The following is a 19,553-nucleotide window of genomic DNA, read 5'->3' as shown; positions in this document are numbered from 1 at the left end:
TCTCCCCAGTGACGGAACGGATCTCACCAGGTCAGATACAGCGCGCGGCGGAAAAGTTAGTGGTGGTACGTCGCTCGCCGCATCGCGGCGCGGAGCTGGCGGACGCGGGCCCGGCGTGGGGCGATCCGGTCGCGGAGCGCCTTGGCCTCCTCGAGCTCGCGCAGGAAGGCGGCGCGACGGCGCAGGCGGTCGAGCTGCTCGGGGGACTTCCCGGTGTTCTCCGTCACGGGCCCACGTCCGTCCGGTCGGTTGAGGTCGGGCACCCTGGGGCGGGCGGGGACAAACCAGAATCGACTGCAGGAAAAGCGTATCGGCGGCGGCGGTTTCCCGAGACGAATCGCCGACGGTAGCGTTCCGGCCATGCAGATCCTCGTCGTGGACCACCCGCTCGTCGCCCACAAGCTCACCGCACTGCGGGACCAGACCACGGACTCGCCGACCTTCCGGCGACTCACCGAGGAGCTGGTCACCCTGCTCGCCTACGAGGCGACCCGCGACGTGCGGACCGGTCCGATCACCGTCCAGACGCCGGTCGCGGAGGCGGAGGGGATCAAGCTGACCTCGCCGAAGCCGCTCGTCGTACCGATCCTGCGGGCCGGTCTCGGCATGCTCGAGGGGATGTCGCGGCTGCTGCCGACGGCCGAGGTCGGGTTCCTCGGGATGATCCGCAACGAGGAGACCCTGACCGCCTCGACGTACGCCGAACGGCTGCCCGAGGACCTGCACGGCCGTCAGTGCTACGTGCTCGACCCGATGCTGGCCACCGGCGGTACGCTGGCGGCGGCGATCCAGTTCCTGGTCGACCGCGGCGCCGACCACATCACCGCGATCTGCCTGCTGGCCGCTCCGGAGGGCGTCGAGCGGATCGAGCGGGAGCTGGCGGACCTGAACGTCCCGTGCACGCTGGTGATCGCCGGCATGGATTCGCACCTGAACGAGAAGGGCTACATCGTCCCGGGCCTGGGCGACGCCGGTGACCGCCTGTACGGCGTCGCCCAGTAACGCCCCTAGACCAGGTCGTTGCGGTAGAAGAAGTTCGCCCGGCGGTCACCGGTGACGCCGGAGGCGAACCCGAAGTAGAGCCGCGCTGTCGCGTCGGTGGCGCCGTACACGGCCATCCCCTCGGCCTCGCGGTAGGTCAGGCTCTTGCCGGCCAGGGTGAGGAACGAGTCGACGAGCTCGCCCTTGTTGATGTCGTAGCACCACAGCTTCGAGTTGGCCTTGGTCTCGTCCGGCGCGCCCGGGTAGGCCTCGCCTTCCCAGAAGTAGACGAACGAGCCGTAGAGCGCCCAGCCCTGGAAGTCGATGCCGGGCGTCAGCGCCGGTTGCTTGAAGCTGGCCAGGACGGTGCTGAAGTCACCGGCCTGCGCGGCGGCCAGCGAGTAGATGTTGATGTGCATCCCGTCCGACAGCGAGTGCCGTACGCCGAGCCGTCCGTACCGCTGGTCGACGGCCGGGGTGAACACCGACCCGTTCGCGACCGGCTTCCACTTGGTCAGCGAGGCCGAGTCCTTGGTCAGCGTGGCGCCGTTCTGCCACGGGAAGCGGCAGATCTGCCGGCCGCGCCCGTTGGCGGTGTCGACGTCGGTCTCGGTCCAGAGGTACGACGTACTGCCGACTCCCTGGGCGCCGATCGAGACGCCGTGGCCGAAGCCGGTCAGGTACATGTGCCCGAGCACGGTCCCGGAGAAGTTCAGCTGGCTCAGTGTCAGCGTGCCGCTGTTCGCGGCCGTGCCGGAGCGCAGCTGGGCGGTGAAGATCCGGTTGTTCGGGGTGTCGAAGGCCATCGACTGCATGACGGTCGGGCCCCACAGCGGTTTGTGGCGGAAGAACTCGTTGGTCGTCGCGCTCATCAGGAACCGCTTGGTGGCGGGCAGCGCGTCGGCACGGACGGGGCGGGCGGAGGCGGTGGGTACTCCGACGGCGCCGGCGGCGAGAATCGCCCCGGCCCCGGTCAGCAGTCCACGGCGGGAGAGGTTGTCCATAGACAGCGACGGTAAGAGATTTACCGCGCACTGTCAGTACTTCGTGCAATCTTTTCTGTGAACTACTCAGGAACGACCGTTAAAACCCCTGCGGGATGTCAGCGGCCTCGAGGCTGACCAGTTGCTGGGGCGTCGGCGCGTCCAGCTCGGCCAGCCGGTGCGCCTGCCGTTCGGTCATCTGCTGGAAGATCTGCCGGGCCGACCGGCCGTTGCCGAAGCCCTCGCCACGCGGCAGCACCTGGAACAGGTGGGACAGCGCGGTCCGCGCGTCGCCGCTGAGCTCGTACTGGTGCTCGTTCGCGTGGTACTCGAAGATGGCCACCAGCTCGGCCGGCGTGTAGTCGTCGAACAGCAGCGTCCGGGTGAACCGGGAGGCGAGGCCGGGGTTGGCACCGATGAACCGGTCCATGTCGCCGACGTAGCCGGCCACGATCACCACCAGGTCCTCGCGGTGGTCCTCCATCATCTTCACCAGCGTCGCGATCGCCTCGGCGCCGAAGTCGTTACCGATCCCGACCGGCGCCAGCGAGTAGGCCTCGTCGATGAACAGCACGCCGCCGAGCGCCTGGTTGATCGCGGCGGTGGTCTTCGGCCCGGTGTGGCCGACGTACTCGCCGACCAGCGCCGTGCGGTCCACCTCGACCAGGTGGCCCTTGCGGAGCAGGCCGAGCGCCTTCAGCACCCGCCCGTACACGCGGGCCACGGTGGTCTTACCGGTTCCCGGGTTGCCCGCGAACACCAGGTGCCGACTGAGCGGCGGCGCCGGCAGGCCGGCCTCCTGCCGCATCCGGACCGCCTGCATCAGCTTCACCATTGACTGGACGTCGCGCTTGACCCGCTCGAGACCGACCTGGCCGTCGAGCTCGGCCAGCACGTCCTCGAGCGTCTCGTCGTCCGGCGGCATGCTCTCGTCGAGCATCGCCGTCACCGGCTCGGTCCCGTTCGCGGTCGCGGTGGCGTTCGCCGTACCGGCTGCTCCCTTCGCGGCCGGCGGATTCATCGGTACGCCGTCGATCGTGCAGTCCTCGAACACCGGGTTCGCGCCGTCGTCCTGACCGGCCGCGCCGGCGCAGTCCCGGATCCGGAGGTGCCGCAGGGTCGGCGCGCTCCCCGTGCTCAGATGCAGGGCCGGGTACTTCGTGCCGACCACGTCGCAGTCGGTGAACGTCCCGGCGGCCTTCTCGGCCAGGTAGATCCCGTTCTTGGCCACCTCGGCCACCCGCAGTCCGGTCACCGTCGGCGCGACGCCGGACCAGACCACCAGGCCGGATCCGTCGCACTTCTCGATGGTTCCGCCGCTGATCTCCGTCGACGACCCGGTCCCGGCGACGATGCCGGCCGCCTTCGTCCGGCTGACCCGGACGGCGTCCAGCCGCACGAAGCCGGAGCCGGCCAGCTCGATCCCGGTGCCGCTGGTGCCGGTCACCGAGCAGATCTCCAGGCTGGTCGCGGCACTCGACTCGAGATGCACCCCGACCGAGCCGCCCGAGATCCGGCAGTCCTCGGCCCGGACGACGGCGTCGTCGACCACCGAGAGCGCGGTCAGGCCGACTTCGCTGATGCCGCACCCTTCCAGCTCGACCCGCGACGCGCCGGTCGCGTGGATCCCGTGCTCGGCGCCGCCCCGGACCAGGCAGCCCTCTAGCCGCGCCGTCGCCGTGTCGCCGAGGTGCAAGGCGCTGAAGGCCGAGCGGTCGAACCGGGTGTCGGTCAGCTTCGCCTCGGCCGCGTCGGAGATCAGCAGGCCGTTCGCGCCGGAGTCGGCGACAGTGCATCCCTTCGCGGTGAGCTCGGCCTGGCCCTGGATCACGAGCCCACTGGCCTGGGTGTCCCGCAACCGGCAGTCGGTCAGCTCGACCTTCGCCGACCCGGAGGCCTGGACGGCGGCCGCGCCCGCCTTGTCGATCGTCACCTCGGTCAGCGACGCGGTCGCCCCGTCCTCCAGCAGTACGCCGGCCATCCCGGTCCGGCGCAGCACCGAGTCGGCGATCGTCACCCGGGCCGCACCCCGCAGGCGGAAGCCGTAGCCCGCCGTACCGGTCATCCGGAGCCGGCTCGCCTCCAGGTGCGCCGCACCGGACAGGACGACGCCGATGCCGTCGATCTTCTCGATCGTGCAGTCCTCGATCTGGACCCGGACCCGGCCGGACAGGTGCATCGCGGCCAGCCGGCCGCTGCCCAGCGTGGAGCGCCGGACCAGCACCGAGGTGACGCCGTACCCGGTCAGGTCCGAGCCCTGGCTGCCACCTTCGTTGCCGCGGGCATGGATCCGGCCGCCGGTGACGAGACAGTCCTCGATCAGTACGCCGGCCCCGTTGGAGACCCCGATCACCGGCGTACCGCTGTCGTCGGCCGCGCGGACGACCAGACCGCGCAGCGCGCACTCGAGTCCCTCGACCAGGACCGCCGGCTCGCCGCTGCCCCGGACGCCGGTCAGTTCGACGCTGCCCTGGCCCTGCTCGGACATCACCACGACCGAGCGGTCCAGGACCAGCTGCTCCTCGTACCGGCCGGCGGCGACCAGGACGACGTCGCCCTGACTGGCGGCGCGGACCGCGTCGGAGATTCGCCGGAAGGTTCCCCGCCCGCCTTTCGGCGCCACATACCTCGTCGTCACTGCGCTCCCTGTTCACCCGTGTCAGGCGCCGGCGGCGGCTGTACGCCGGGCGGCAGCACCAGACCTGAGGTGGTCGTCTCCGGCGGTGGCACGTTAACACCCGGCGGCAAGGCCAGCGGCTGGGACCACGGCGGGTTCATCGACGCGCGCAGCGCCGGGCCGAGGAACGCGATCGACAGCCCCTTCTCGAAGAACTTCAGCCCGAACCCGGCGGCCAGATCGGCGAGCCCGCCCTTCTGGAAGTACCGCCCGGCGCCGAAGCCCATCCCGATCGTGCGCAGCATGCCGAGGCTGTTGGCCACCGCGTAGCCGGTCGCCATCGACATCCCGCCCTCGGCGACGGCCTGCAAGCCGGTCAGCTTGACCGGCTTGCCGTCCGGTCCGGTGACCCCGAAGATCGCCGCGTTCATGGTGCCGTTCACGAAGGCGGTCAGCGGCAGCAGCATCATGCCCAGGCTGTAGTCGAAGGTGCCACCGCGCCACTTCGTGACGCCACTGTTCCCGGCCCACTCCTTGCCCCAGGTGGCGGTGTTGTTGGTCGGCCGGTTGGTGCCGAGCTTGCCGCTGTCCAGGTTGCCCATCGTGTTCTTCAGGTCGCGGAACGACCCACCGAGCTTGGTCTCGGTCAGCGCGCTGCCGGCCACCGTGCGCAGGGTCGTGCCGACGGCGGCGTTCATCAGCGCCTTGAGCGCGTCGGTGCCGGTGAACGGCTTGTTCTGCGCCTCGGCGATGATCGCCAGGATGATCACGCTGGCGGTGTACTCGAGGACGAAGTCCACCGACGCGTTCAGCACCGTCTTCTGGATCAGCATCCGCGAGAACGACGCGTAGTTGGCCTCCACCCGCGCCGCGCTGCCCCCGGGCCGGTACGCCTTCGCGTCGAAGGTCAGGTCCGAGTGCATCAGCCACGGCTGCCGCTGGGCGTCGCTGATCCGGGCGTTGAAGCCGCGGAACTCGGTCAGCGCGCCCCGGAAGTCGTACTCGTTGCCGGTCAGCCGGAGCTTGCCGCCGCGGAGCTCGAAGACCAGGCCGTTCTGGGACCGCTCGCCGATCACCTCGCCGACGTCGTCCCACAGCTTCCACTGCCCGTGGATCTTGTCGGTCTCCAGGTAGTTCGACCCCGACGCCACCCGCTCGCGGACGATCTGGTCGAAGTCGAACTCCTTCCACTGCGCCCGGTCGGCCACCCCGTTGGCGTCCACCACGTACTCGCGGACCCGGACCGGCCGTCCGTCACCGACGTGCTGCGGCGTCTCGAACCGCAACCGCCCGCCCAGCGCGCCGGTCCCGGCCTGGAAGTCGGCGTGGTACTTGGCGCCCGGCGTCCAGCGCGACGACCACGAGCCGTCGCCGGTGCCCCAGCGCCGGTTGAAGGTGACGTCGACGTCGACCCGCTGCCCGAACTTGTCGAACTCGGCGCTGCGCCAGTTGTTGTTGGCCGTCTTCCAGGAGTCGACGTACCGGCCCTCGTCCAGCAGGTGCCGGTCGCGGATCAAGTTGCCGCCGGCATCGAAGTCGCGGAACGAGTTGTCCCAGCTGATCGACTCCTCACGCGAGCCCTTGAAGTGGAACCGGTCGCCGCCGCGCCCGGTCTCCACGCCGTTGACGTCCAGCTCACGCCAGGTCCACGACGACGAGTCGGCCGGGCCGGTCGCCTTGAGGTAGCGCGGCGTCCGATCACCCCGTACGCCGGGCGCCAGGTGCTGCTCGCCGACCAGGTTGCCGTGCGGGTCGCGCTGGATCCAGACGTTGGTGTTGCCCGGTTCGGGGAACTCGCGCACCTGCCCGTCCGGCTCGCTCTTGCGGATCAGCACCCAGTCCGGGCCCTGGTCCATCCGGCTCGGGCCGGGGAGCTGGACGAAGTCCTCCCAGGTGTTGTTCTCGTTGTCGAACGCGCGCCAGCCGCGGGAGGTCTCGTTCTCCCAGGGTTTGGCCGTCCGGCCGTCCAGGTGCGGCAGCGCCGTCTCCGGCGGACTGACCTGGTCGCCGACCTTGAGCTTGCTGCCGTCGTGCAGCTTGCCCTCGTACCGGACGAAGTTGCCGGCCATGTCCACGTCGACGAACGACTCGTCGCCGGCCTGGTACCGCACACCGCGACTGTTGCCGCCGGCACCGGACGTCTCCCAGCGGTGGATCTGGTACTGCGGGTCCTTCGCGATGTGCGAGGTGTAGCCGTCGAAGGTGCGGTTGTTGTTCTGCACCAGCTCGCGGAACCACACCGGCGGGCGCTGCTCGCCGACCCGGGTGGCCGCCACGATGTCGCCGTTGTCCAGCAACTTGGCGCCGCCGATCGACTTGTCGCCGGTGCCGCGGACGTCGAACTCGCCGGACCGGGCCACCACGCCCTCGTCGATCTCGAGCTTGAACTCCTGGTACCGGCGCGCGGTGTCGACGCCGTTCCAGGTGCCCCACTTCTGCTGCGCGATCTCGTCCGTGGTCCCGATCCGGACCCGGTCGGTGAAACCGTCGCCGAGCTTCTCCCAGGTGCGCGTGCCGGAGGCGACCACGCCGCCGTCGGCGTCGAACCTGGTCCAGGTCCAGTGGTTGTCGGTACCGCGGACGGCCAGCACGTGGCCGGTGATCTCCTGGTCCGCCTTGCCCATCGGGCCGACCTGCTCGGCGATCGGGTTGTCGTACTTCTGCAGGCCCTGCTGGTAGTGGTGCGCGAACCGGCCGTTGTGGTCGACGTCGCGCCAGGCGAAACCGCCGGTGTCGAACTCGCGCTTGCCCCAGTTCGCGACGCCGCCCGCGCCGTCGTACGTGACCCAGGCGGTCCGCCGGTCGAAGGCCCCGAAGCCGAGGGTGTCGGTCTTGCGGAAGCTGTCCAGGACCGTGCCGCCCGGCAGCCAGCGGCGTTCGAACACCTGGACCTCGGCGGCGGTCGAGCTGAGCAGCTTGATGTTGCCGTTGCCGGCTCCGGTGACATCGAGCTTGCCGTGCAGGAAGCCACCGACGCTCGCGTCCACCGTCTCGCCACCGGTCCGGGTCCAGGTCCCGGCCACGCGGTCGACGACGTACGTGTACGGGGTCGCCTTGCCCTTGTTGATGACCGGGAAGCCCTGCTCGGTGAGCTCGCCGGTCCGGGAGTACTGGTGGTACTCGCCGCTGCGGGGGCTGCCGGGTGCCTGGATCTCGATCCTGATGCCGCCCTGGGCGTCGACCGTGACCTGGTGCGGCGTCGGGACCGGCCGGCCGTCCGCGCCGGTCCAGGTGACCGCGCCGTCGGAGTTCCGGGTGATCTTCGTCCCGGCCGGTCCGGCGCCGAGCGGGTCGAGCTCGGTGATCTCCCGGACCACCGCACCGCGCAGGTCGAACACGTCGTGCCCACCGGCGCGGAGCACGGTGAACTCGCCGGTCACGCCGTCGAAGGTGACCGCGCGCCCCACCATCGGCTGGAAGTTGGCGTCGAGGCGCTGGGCGGTCTGCCCGACGATCTCGAGGTACCCGCTCTGACCCGGCAGACCGACGGCGTGCCCATGGCCGAGGTGGCCACCGGTGGCGTCGAACAGGTGGTACTGGTTGCCTTCGATGACCCGGAAACGCCCGTCAGGCAGGGAATCCAGCCTGGTGCCGGGGTTCGCGGTGAGCAGCTGGTGGGTCGTGGTCAGGCCGTCGTTCTCGACCCTGACCACGACGTTGCCGGGCAGTTGCTGGATCCGGACGTCGAGCGTGTCCTGCGGCCACGAGGCCGGCCGCGGCAACGTCGCGAACTCGTCACTGGTGTGCAGGACCGAGCCGCGCAGCTTCGTGCCGAGGTCGCCGAGCCCGGCGCTGTCCCAGGCCTTGGAGATCTCCTGGACACCGTCATGGAGCTTGACCGTGACCGATCCGCCGATCGGGTCGTGGGCGATCGTGACGGTGAGGTGGTCGGCGGAGCCGGGGCGGCTCACGGTCAGCGTGGTGACGTTGCCGTCGGCACTGGTCCCGGTCCGGACCGTCGTGTGCCGGAAGCCGTCCCAGTTCCCGATCGACTGCTGGTCGAAGGCCCGCGCCAGGTCGTCGTACGCCGTCGCCAGCGGCGACACCGGAGCCGGCTCGCGGATCAGGTCGCCGTACCGGGCCGGAGGCAACTGCTCGGCCCGGACCGGGATGACCGTCAGGCCGTCCTCGATCCGGTTGTCCCCGGTCCGGATCAGCGTGGTCGGTGGCAGCGTCAGGTCGAACTGGCCACCGTTCACCGCCGGCGCGTCGTCGGCGCCGCGCTGGTAGCCGGCCGGGTACTTCGACGCGAACTTGCCGTGCTCGGCCGGTACGTCGATCTCGAACACGACCCGGTGGGTCTGGACCCCGTTCCCCGGCAGGGGGCGCTGGCCGTCGATCCCGTGCGTCGTTGGAGCGGGCAGCCGCTCGACGAACTCGTCGGTCCTCGCGAGCTGCGCGTCGAGGGTAGCTCCGCGGTACACCGTGACCTTGGCGTTCGGGCCGCGGAAGGACAGGTCGGTCGTGGCCTGCACGAACTCGTCCACCTTGGCGACCAGGTGGTTCACGTCCACGCCCCGGGGGTCGACATAGCCGTCGTACCGGCGGTGGGAGCTGAAGGCACCGTCGGCCACGTCGTCCAGCACGGCCCGGATCGAGTCGTCGGCCGCCGCGGCGTCCAGGTGCGTCCGGGACAGGTTGACCGCGTTGGTCCAGCGCTCGGCGGACAGCGAGTCCGTCAGGTGCGTCGCGATCGGGGCCGGCCTGGCACCGGTGACGCCTTGGTCGAGCTCCCGGAAGACGCCGGTCGCGCGGTCGTACTTCAGCGCGCCGCCCGGCGAGGCGATCGTGATGGTGTCGGCGTCGGCCTTGACCGGCCACCGGAATCCCGCGACGTCGTCGATCATCCCGGTGGCGGTGTTCCCCCCGAGACCGTCACCGGTCAGCTTCAGCCACTGGCCGCCGAGCGCGTTGTCGGTCAGCTGCAGCGACTCACCGGTGAGGCCGAGGCCACCCGCGGGCATTGGCTTGTACTCCCACGTGTGGACCACCGTGCTGCCGTCGGGCGACAGCTTGGTCAGCTTCAGGTCGCCGCCGGTGTGATGGACCTCGATCGCGCTCCCGCGCGGAACCTCGACCGCGGTGATCTGGTCACCCTGCACGGACACCCGTACGTCGCCGGCCAGGTCGTGGTTGCCGATCCGGCCCGGCGCGAACTCGACCTGACCGACGAAGGAGCCTTCGCCGTCGTACTTGAGGACGCCGCTCGGGCTCGTCACCAGCAGCTCGTCACCCGTCAGCTTGACCGGCAGGCCGCCGTCCAGCGTGCCCTCGAACTTGCCGGCGAATCCGCGCAGGTCGGCGATGCTGCCGGCCAGCGGGCCGTCGGTGAGCGTGAACGTCTGACCGACCAGGTTCGGCCGGCCGAAGCCCTTCTCGAAGGTCCACGTCCGCGCGATGTCGCCCGCGACATCGAGCTGGTTGATGGTCACGGTGCGGCCGTCCACCGCGCCGATGAACGAGTCGGCCCGGCTCCCGGTGAAGTGCACCGTCTGGTTGCCGACCTGGAACGAGACGCCGCCACCCGGCAGCTCGAAGGCGCGGCTGCTGCCGTCGAGCTTGCCTCGCTTCGGCAGCTTGCCCAGGTCGTCGCTCAGGTCGTCGAAGTCCATCTCGTGCTTGCGCTTGAAGCCGTGCAGCGAGCTGTCGAAGTCGGCCCGCGCCGCGTCCAGGTCCGCTCGCGCCTGCTGACCGACGGCCGGCGCCGACGACGAACCGTCGATCCGGTGGCCGTGCAGGTCGACGTTCAGCTGCGCCTGCTCCAGGTTGGTCTTGGTCTGCTGGACCCGGGTGAAGTCCTCCATCCGGGTACTGACCATCGCCTCGGTGTCACCGGGCTGACGGAACACCCCGGCCTTGGCCGCCAGGTCCTGGTCCCACTGGGCGTTGAACGTGGTCCTGTTCCAGTCGGCCGGCCGCGACATCGTCGCGAAGATGTCGCTGTCGTGCAGCGACCCGGCCTTGAGATCGGTGGCGATCGGGCCGAACTCGTCGCCGCTCCAGGTCCGGTTGAACTTCTGGACGCCGTCCGAGACCGAGGTCACGGTCACCGCGTCGCCGTTGCGGGTGATCGTGACGGTGAGGTCGTTGCCCGCGAACCCCGGCTTGCTGACGGTGATCGTGTTCACCAGACCGTTGGGGTTCAGCTTGGACGTCGCGGTGACGTCGGCCATGTTCGGGAACTTGCGCAGGTGCGACTCGTCCAGCGCCTTCGCGAAGTCGTCGAAGGCCTCCGTCGACGACAGGCCGTCCCAGCGCTGCGTGATCAGGTCGTCGAGCTGCTCGGCCGGGATCTGCTCGGCCCGGACCGGGATGACCGTCAGATCGCCGTGCTGGAAGGAGTCCCCGGTCCGCTTCAGGACCGTCGGCGCCAGCGTCACCTCGAGCTGCTCCTGGTTCAGGGCGCGCAGCTCGCCGGGTCCCAGCTGATAGCCGTCCGGGTACGACAGGGCGATCTTGCCGTGCGTCGGCGGTACGTCGATCTGGAACACGACCCGCTTGCCCGGGTCGGCACCCTTCGCCCACTGCGGCTGGAAGTCCCAGCCGCTCGACGTGGAGATCGGCAGCCGCTCGACGAAGTCGTCCGCCTGCGCGGCAATCGGGTCCATCGCGACCCCGCGGTAGACCGTCGTACTGCCGATCGGTCCCTGGCCGAGCAGGTCGTCGGCCACCCGGTTGAAGTCGTCCACGGCCTCGATCAGCTGGTCGGCGCCGGCCCCCCGCAGCACGTTCGGATCGACGAAGCCGCCGAAGAACCGCTTGCTGGTGAACGCGCCCTCGCGGATCTTCCCCATCAGCTCGGCGACGTCGCCGAGCTCGTCCATCGCGGCCATGTGGGTGCGCGAGATGTCGACCTGTGCCGTCCACCGCGCCTGGCCCGCCGCGTCCCCGTCCAGACGGGCCGGCAGGTTGAGGTCCGGACGCGGTCCGGCGACGCCGGGCTCGACCCGCAGGAAGTTGCCGGCCCGGTCGTAGAACTGCGGCCCCTGCGCCGACGGCACCCGGAACTCCCCGGTGGCTCCGGAGAAGGTGACGGGCAGGCGACCACCTTGGCCGTCGAAGATCACCTTGTTCTGCGGCAGTCCGTCCTCGATGTCCACGACCAGCCGCTGCCCGTTGGCGACGCCGCCGTTCAGCGCCAGGTCGTCGACCGTCAGCATCGGGTCGCCGGTCCGGCGGTTGAGCTGGAAGGTCAGCGTCCGCAGACCGTCGCCGCTGGAGACCGTCAGGGTGTTGCCGGTCAGCACACCGTCGTACTCGGCGGCGCGTGCGCCCATGAAGTTCGCGTGCGTCCCGTCGAAGCTGAAGGTCACGCCGCCACCGGGGACGAGGACCTCCTTCCCTCCGGCGCCGAGCAGCCGCGGCCGGTCCTTGAGCGACTCCGTGACCAGGTCGTCCAACTGCTGGTGGAGGTCGTCCACCTTCAGCCCGTGCTTGGTCTCGAACGTCATCGTTGCCGTGTGCAACTCGTTGCGCGCCGTCTGCAGGCCGGCCCGCAGGTCGTCCCCGACCGCCGGACCGGACGACGAACCGTCGATCCGGTGCGCGCCCGCGTCCAGCTCCTTGAGCGCGGTGTCGACCTTGGTCTGCGCCGCGTACACCTCCCGGAAGTCCTCCATCCGGGCGGTCGCGATCGCGTCGGTCTCGCCGAGCTTGCGGAACACGTCGAGCTTGGCCGCCGCGTCGTTCGCCCAGGCCTCGTCGAACGACCTCGTGATCGGCTTGACCGGCCGCGGCTGCTCCTTCAGCGGGTCGAGCGCGACGTCGTCGATGGTCTGGTGGAGCGACGGCGCCGGCGGCCTGACGTCGAGGTCGACGTCGACCGCCTTGCCCTTGCCCTTGAGGTCGACGGGCGCCTGGCCGTTGACGATCTCGTCCCACTTGGCCGGGTGCGTCGTCATCAGCCAGTCGGCCTTGTTCGAGGCCGTGGAGAACTTCGCGATCTTGCCGGCGTCCCAGCTCGCCGGCTTGTCCGGGAACTTGTCCTTGAACCAGCCGGCGAACGAGTTGAGGTTGTCGTCGGCGTTCAGGAACGTGTTGATCTCCCTGATCGCCGGACCACGCCCCGCCCCGAGCCCCGCGAGCGGGTCGCTCACCGTGACCGCGGTGATCTTCTGGCTGGGCATCAGGTGCTTCAGCCCGTCCGGCACCGCGCGGAACTCGAACAGCAGGGCCTTCTCGCCGGCGATGACGGCGTCGTTGATCCCGTGCCCGGCCACCTCGCCGCCGCCGAGGATGTACGCCTTGACCTCTTTCCAGACGCCCTGGTCGCCAGGGGCCGGTGACTCGCGCAGCAGCTTCAGCGTCGCCAGCCGGTCGCCCTCCGACAGACCTTCGAGCACGACCTTCGGCTGGGTCCGCGGCAGCACACCCCAGTCGTTCTTCACCACCGGATCGGTCAGGCCGCGGTGCGGCGCCATCCCCGGGAAGTCACCGATCGCGATGCCGTGCTTGTCCACCTGCTTGGAGGTGAAGGTCATGATCGACTTGAGGTACGTGTACGCACCCTCGACCGCCCCCGGGTCGTCGAGTCCCTTCAGCGCCACCAGCGCGCTGTCGTTGCGGAACTCGGCCTTGTACCAGGGGTTGTCGGTCAGCAGGCGCAACTCGTTGGTCGCGCCGCTGCCGAAGTCCGACGCCTTCACGCCGACGGTGATCTGCTGCCCGGTCGACGGCATCTGGACCGGGCCGACGTGCTCCAGGCCCACCCCGTTGCCACCGGCGAGGACGTGCTTGTTGTTCGTGATGTGGAGCTCGAACCGGCCGTCCGGGCTGACCACCGGCTCCATCGGGCGGTGGTTCGCGCCACTGACCCGGCCGTTGAACACGTCCAGCAGGAAGTCGGCCGCGTCGTCACCGAGCTTGGTGCCGGCCTCGTCGGCCACCCGGCCGGGATAGCTGACCAGCTCGACGGTGTGCGTCTTCCAGTTGCCGCCCGCGACGTGCGACAGGTTCGCCGGGTTGTGGTAGCCGCCGGTGCTCATGTCCTTGGTGACCATGATCAACGGCTGGTCCGTGTCGACCCGCTTGACGAACGCGAACACCCGGTCGGTGCCGTCCGGCATCGCGACGGTGAGCCCCCGCAGTTCGCTCTCGTGCCCGAAGGAGGCGCTGCTGAACTCCTTCTGGAACTTCGGCGCCGGGACCTGCGGCGGCAGGTCGATCGCCGCGCCGCCGGACCCGGAGCCGTGGCTCGCCGCCGCGGCGGGCGGAGGCGGCGGGGGCGGCGGCGCGGCGCTCCGCACCGGGGGCGGCGGAGGCGGCGGGGGCGGCCCCGTCATCCGGCCGTCCATGCCACCGAGCAGTCGCGGCCGCTCCTTCAGCGAATCCGCGATCACGTCGTCCAGCTTCTGCAGGAGGTCGTCGGCGTCCATCCCGTGGTTGCCGGTGAACTCGGCCTTCTTGGCGTTCAGGTCGAACTCGGCGGCGCGCAGATCGGCCTGCACCTTCTCGCCGACCGAGGGAGCCGACGACGAGCCGTCGATCCGGTGACCATGCGTCGCGACGTCGTCGAGTGCGGCCTCGAACCTGGCCTGGGCCTGCTTGACCGGGATGAAATCGGTCATCCGGGCCGTGGCCACCGCGTCGGTCTCACCGGCCTTGCGGAACACGTCGACCTGGGCCGCCAGGTCGTCGGCCCACTGCTGCTCGATGGTCCCGGCCCCCACCTTGCCCTTGCCGTCGAGCGGCACCGGCCGGCCCAGGTCGTCCAGCAGGCCGTCGAACTTCCCGGCCACGGCCGCGAGGTCGCCTTCCAGCACCTTCTCGACCGACTGGGCCAGCGGCACCGGCGGACGCGGCTGCTCCTTCAGCGGATCGAGCAGTACGTCGTCCGCCGTCTCCATCTGCCACTGGCCCGGCTTCGGGAAGTTCATGAACGTCTCGTTGTTGTGCAGCACGTGGCCGCGCAGGTCCGTGGCCAGGTTGCGGAAGTCCGTCCGGCTCCAGGTCTGGTCGAACTTGTTCAGCCCGTCCGCCGCGATGGTGACCCGGACCGAGTCGGCCTTCGGATCACGCATCACCGTGATCGTCAGGTCGTCTCCGTCGAAGCCCACCTTGCTGACGGTCGTCGTACTGGTCAGGCCGTCGGTGCTGCGGATCGACGTCGCGGTGACGTCGCTCATCCCTTCGAACTGCTTGAGCTGGTCGACGTCGAACGACTTCACGAAGTCGTCGAACGCGGACTCCGACGACAGGCCGGACCACTTGGCGTTGATCAGGTCGCCGTACTGCGCCGGCGGGATCTGCTCGGCCCGGACCGGGATGACGGTCAGGCCGTCCTCGACCCGGACCGGAGCGTCGGTCCGGACCAGGGTGGTCGGAGCCAGCGTCACCTCGAACTGGTCGCCGTGCACGGGCTTGACCTCGGTGTCGAGCGCCTTGTACCCCTCCGGGTACGACATCGCCAGCTTGCCGTGACCGGGCGGGACGTCGATCTCGAAGACCACCCGGTTGCTCAGCGCGCTGCCCTTGGCCCACTCGCCCTGGAACGACATCGTCGAGGAGGTCGAGATCGGCAGCCGCTCGGTGAAGCGGGCGGCGCCCGCGCTGCCCGGATCCATGGTCACGCCGCGGTACACGGTGATCTTGTCGACCGGGCCCTTGGTGAGCAGGTCCTCGGTGACGTTGTGGAAGTGCTGCACCTTGCCGAGGAGCGAGCCGTCGGCCAGCGCGGTCGGGTTCACGTAGCCCTCGAAGCCGCGCTTGCCCGTGAAGGAACCGCCCGCCACCGACTTGATCAGGTCGTCGACGGCCGGGTCGGTCATGTTGAGGTGGGTCCGGGACAGGTCGACCTGCGCGTTCCACCGGTTCAGCGCGTCGCCGGTCAGGTGCGGCGGCGGTACGGCGACGGGCAGGTCGCGTCCCACCGACGGGCCGAACCCCTGGAACTCACCGGACTTGCTGTAGAGCGCCGGGCCCTGCGCCGACGGGACGGTGAAGCCGTCGTCGGTGAGCTTGACCGGCAGCGGTTGACCGTCCAGGTCCCGGACGACCGCCTGGTCGAACGAACCCATCCGGCCTTCGAGGTTGATCGGCCGGCCGTCGAACAGCCCGCCGTTCAGCGGGAACGACTCGCCGATGTGGTTCACCCGGCCGCCGAAGCCACGGCTGAAGGTCCAGGTGTGCCCGGTCGCCGCGTCGGTGAGGGTCACCGTCTTCGGCGTCACCACACTGGTGAACGTGTCCGAGGCCGGACCGCTGAAGGTGACCCGGCCGCCGTTCAGCTCGAACGTCATCCCGCCGCCACCGGGCAGGTCGACAGGGCCGCTGCCACGACCACCCAGCAGGCGCGGCCGCTCCTTGAGCGAGTCGAGCACGACGTCGTCCAGCTGCTGCTGGAGGCTGTCGGCGTCCAGCCCGTGCTTGCCGGCGAACTCGGCCTTGGCCAGGTCCAGATCGGCCTGGGCGGCCCGCAGGTCGAGGTGGACCTGGTCGCCGACCGACGGACCCGACGACGGGCCGTCGATCCGGTGCCCGTGCGTCGCGACGTTGCCGGCCGCCTCGTCGAAGTTCGCCTGGGCCCGCACCACGTGACCGAAGTCGTCCATCTTGGCGCCGACCATCGCGTCGGTGTCGCCGGGCCGGCGGAAGACCGCGGCCTTGGCGGCGAAGTCCGTGTCCCAGGTCGAGCCGATCGCGTGGGCCTCGAACTTGCCCTGCGGGCTGTAGACCGACCGGACGCCCGAGCTGTCGATCACCTCGAACTCACCGGTGCTGAGCTGCCGCACCGTCGGAGCGCTCGGTACGACGTCGCCGCCGGCCGTGGTGACCCGGAACTCGCCGGCCTGACCAGGAAGCACGACCTGGTCGTCCATCCGCAGCAGGCCGTCGGCCTTGGTCAACCGCAGGCCCTCGTCGATCTTGACGCCGGCGCTGTCGAAGCGGACGGTGTTCCCGGTCGCGGTGTCGGTGAACCGGATGTTGCCGGTCGGCAGCACCTCCATCCGGCCGCTCGGCCCTCCGCCGTACAGGTGGTAGGTGCTGACCCCGCCCTGGGTGCGCTCGATCTTGAGGATGACGTTGCTGCGGTCCGCGATGCCGTCCAGGGCGATCTCGGACCGGCTGGCGATCGTGTTCGTGCCGATGTCCGAGTTGGGGTTGTAGCGGCCACCCAACGGGAATCCGGGGTCGCGCGTCAGGTCGGTGGCCCGCGGCGCGACCGGCACCAGGTTGGTGTCCAGGCTCTGGGTCGGCATCGGGGTGTGGGTCGCGCTGCCGACCTGGCCGAGGTTCTCGACCGGGGTCGCGGAGGTCGGCAACGGCTTGTCGCCGACCAGGATCGTCGGGGTGTGCTGGTTGGAACCGGCGTTGCCCGGCAGGTCCAGCTTCGCGGTGGGGCCGACCGGGACCTCCTGCTTGCCGCCCAGGTTGCCGGGCAGGTCCAGCTTGCCGTGCGCGGTGCCCGGCAGGTCCTGCTTCATGGTCAGGTTGCCCGGCACGTCCGCCTTGCCGCCGGGGTTGGTCAGCGCGTGGTTCCCGACGCCGTCCGGAAGGTTCGTGGCCGGCGGGGTGACCGGGCCCTGGCCGGTGGTGTGCAGGGCACCCGGCTGGACGGTGAGGTCGACGGCCCGCTGCGGGATCGCGACCTGCTGGACGTTCACCGACGGGATGTTCGTGTTCTGGGTGCCGGCCAGGCCCGGGTTGTCGAACTTCACGCCGGCCGGAGGCGGGGTCTTGAGATCGGCGCCGGCCAGGTTCGGGTTGACCGTGACGTCGCCACCGGCCTTCGCGGTGTTCACCGGCGGCGGGTTGACGCCCTGCGAGGCGACGTTGGGGTTGTGCACCAGGTCGAGCGCGGCGTTGATCCGGTCGAGGCCGCCCGGCGCGGCCACCGAAGGGGTCCCGGTGACCGAGTGCGTCCCGCTGAAGGTCGCACCGCCCGGGTTGTTGAAGATCTCGTGGGCGATCGACCGGAACTGGCCGGCGTGGAAACCGTTCGAGGCACCGTCGAAGATCTGGCTGGCGAAGTGCGGCGAGATGGCCGGCGGCGTACTCCGGAGCTGGGCGCCGGTCAGGTCGGCCAGGCCGTTCGAGCCGGACGGGGTGGTGACGTGCAGTGCGCTGATGTTGGTGTTGACCGCCGGCGGCTGCACGTTGGTGCCGCTGAGGTGCGTGGAGCCGACCTCCGGCGTACCGACGTGTGGGGTGGGGATGTTGGCGACCCCGGTGTTGCCGATCGCGACGTTGTTGATGTGCGGCGACGGGATGCTGGTGCTGCCGACGTTGCCCAGCGCGACGTTGTTGACGTGGGTCGCCGGGATGTTGGTGTTCCCGAGGTTGCCCAGGGCAATGTTGTTGACGTGCGTGGCCGGCAGGTTGACGTTGCCGACGTTGCCCAGGGCGACGTTGTTGACGTGCGTCGCCGGTGGGGTCGTGGTGCTGATGTCGATCGGCCGGACCGCGATGTTCGTCTGCGGGATCGACACGTCGCCCAGCGTGGTCGCCGGGATCGCCGGCGTCCCGACGTGCGCCGGCGGGAGCACCGTGACGGGCGGCGGGACCGACACCAGTTTGCCCGCGTCGGCGGGGATGTCCAGCCCGGCCGGCGTGGTGACGGTGGGCGCCGGCCGCCCGAACTCGCCCGCCTTGATCGGGATCAGGTCGTGCAGGTCGGTGGCGATGTTGCGGCCCTGGAAGCCGGAGCTGATGGAGTTGCCGAGCCCCTTGAAGTTGATCGGGACGAGGGACGGCGCCTTCATGACGAACGACTTGAAATCGGCCCAGGCGCCGGTCTTGAAGGTGCCGGCGTTGAGCGGGACCATCTCCGGCGGATTCATCATGTACGACTTGAAGTCGGCCCAGGCGCCGGTCTTGCCGCCGCCGGAGTCGGTCGGGATGACAGCGCCCGGCTTGGGGATCTGCGGGAGCCCGATGACGTTCTTGTTGAGCACGCCGCGGTCGAAGACACCGACCTTCAGCGCCTTGGTGAACGAGTCGAAGTTGCCGAAGCCCAGGTTCTTGAACGCGCGGATCTCGTCGCCGGCGACCGGCAGGAACATCCGGGTCCACTGCATGCCGCCGAAGTGCGCCTTGGTGAAGTTCACCGTGTTGACCGAGAACGTCCTGATGTTCTTGACCACGATCAGGCCGATCTCACTGATCGACAGCGCGCCGAGCGTGGTCAGGCCCTTGAGCCCGGTGAACAGCCCCTTGAAGCTCATCGTCCCGTTGAAGATGTTCTTGATCCCCTGGGTGATGCCCTTCACCCCGGCGCTGATGCCGGCCCCGACGCCCTTGATGATGCTGAAGATCGGCAGCGCCTTGGTGGTCGGCGCGATCAGGCCGAGCCCGGCCAGGAACAGGTCCAGGAAGCTCGCGTCACCCTTGGCGACGTCGACGATGGTCTTGATGAACAGGGCCAGGTTCACCCCGATCGCGATCAGCGCGACCACACCGCCGAAGATCAGCGCCGGGATGATGAGGATGATCGCCAACCACTTGAAGGCCTCCCAGAACGCTTCGCACTCCGAGATCGGCAGGTCGATGTCGGAGGCGGCGTTGATCTTCCCGGCGTACGTCGAGGCCTGGTCGGACTGGTACTCACCGGCCGACTTGGCGGTCTCCTTGTAGGTGTCACGGTCCGGATCGTCCTCGGACAACCCACGCCCGGACGCGAGGGCGGCGTCGGCCTTGCCCTGCTGCTCGATCACGACGTCCCGCCAGTCGCGCAACGCCTGCGCGGCGGTCTCGAACGACGTCGCGACGTCCTCGACGTGATTGCGCAGCTTGTCGTCCACCTTGCCGCGGAGCGCCTCGGCGGTCTTGCCCTTGAAGACGCTGTCGTCGTTCTTGTTCATCACGGCGTCGATCGCGTTGATGATCTCGCGGGCCTTGCCGCCCATCTTCTTGAATCCGTCGGCCAGCCCCTTGATCTTCTCGGGGTCCCCCGGCGTGGGGTCGCTGCCGAGACCGATCGCGTCCCAGTCGCCAGGGCGTGGCATCCGAACCCTCCTCCGGTTGAAGCGGTCCTT

The 19,553-nt window shown here is 69.9% G+C and carries 5 protein-coding genes; 1 reads left to right on the top strand and 4 read right to left on the bottom strand.

Annotated elements, in window-relative coordinates; translation table 11 throughout:
- Positions 1–56 precede the first annotated feature (56 nt).
- Positions 57–227: a hypothetical protein gene (locus HDA39_RS31695; RefSeq protein WP_184801447.1), complete on the bottom strand. Its 171-nt coding sequence runs from the start codon at positions 225–227 to the stop codon at positions 57–59.
- A 133-nt stretch (positions 228–360) separates the two neighbouring features.
- Here HDA39_RS31695 and upp point away from each other — a divergent pair, with 133 nt between their 5' ends.
- Entirely contained in the window at positions 361–1,002 is a 642-nt protein-coding gene (upp, locus tag HDA39_RS31690; protein WP_184801445.1) for a uracil phosphoribosyltransferase, read from the top strand.
- A 5-nt stretch (positions 1,003–1,007) separates the two neighbouring features.
- On the opposite strand, the gene HDA39_RS31685 is transcribed toward upp, so the two are convergent.
- The 3 genes from HDA39_RS31685 to HDA39_RS31675 all read right to left on the bottom strand — a co-directional run bounded on the left by HDA39_RS31685 (position 1,008) and on the right by HDA39_RS31675 (position 19,523).
- Complete coding sequence (locus HDA39_RS31685; RefSeq protein ID WP_184801443.1) at positions 1,008–1,985, bottom strand: phage baseplate protein; 978 nt, start codon at positions 1,983–1,985, stop codon at positions 1,008–1,010.
- 79 nt (positions 1,986–2,064) lie between these two features.
- A complete protein-coding gene (locus HDA39_RS31680) occupies positions 2,065–4,602 on the bottom strand; it encodes a right-handed parallel beta-helix repeat-containing protein (protein ID WP_184801441.1) in 2,538 nt (845 codons plus the stop codon).
- Positions 4,599–19,523: an actin cross-linking domain-containing toxin gene (locus HDA39_RS31675; protein ID WP_184801439.1), complete on the bottom strand. Its 14,925-nt coding sequence runs from the start codon at positions 19,521–19,523 to the stop codon at positions 4,599–4,601. The genes HDA39_RS31680 and HDA39_RS31675 overlap by 4 nt, the downstream gene beginning before the upstream one ends.
- Positions 19,524–19,553: the final 30 nt, after the last annotated feature.

The sequence above is a fragment of the Kribbella italica genome, from assembly GCF_014205135.1.
GTDB lineage: Bacteria > Actinomycetota > Actinomycetes > Propionibacteriales > Kribbellaceae > Kribbella > Kribbella italica.
This window is presented reverse-complemented; position numbering and strand designations above follow the sequence as displayed.

Excerpts from the sequence above, each read along its gene's own strand:
- HDA39_RS31675 (WP_184801439.1), bottom strand. The coding sequence starts at position 19,523 with ATGCCACGCCCTGGCGACTGGGACGCGATCGGTCTCGGCAGCGACCCC.
- upp (WP_184801445.1), top strand. The coding sequence starts at position 361 with ATGCAGATCCTCGTCGTGGACCACCCGCTCGTCGCCCACAAGCTCACC.
- HDA39_RS31685 (WP_184801443.1), bottom strand. The coding sequence starts at position 1,985 with ATGGACAACCTCTCCCGCCGTGGACTGCTGACCGGGGCCGGGGCGATT.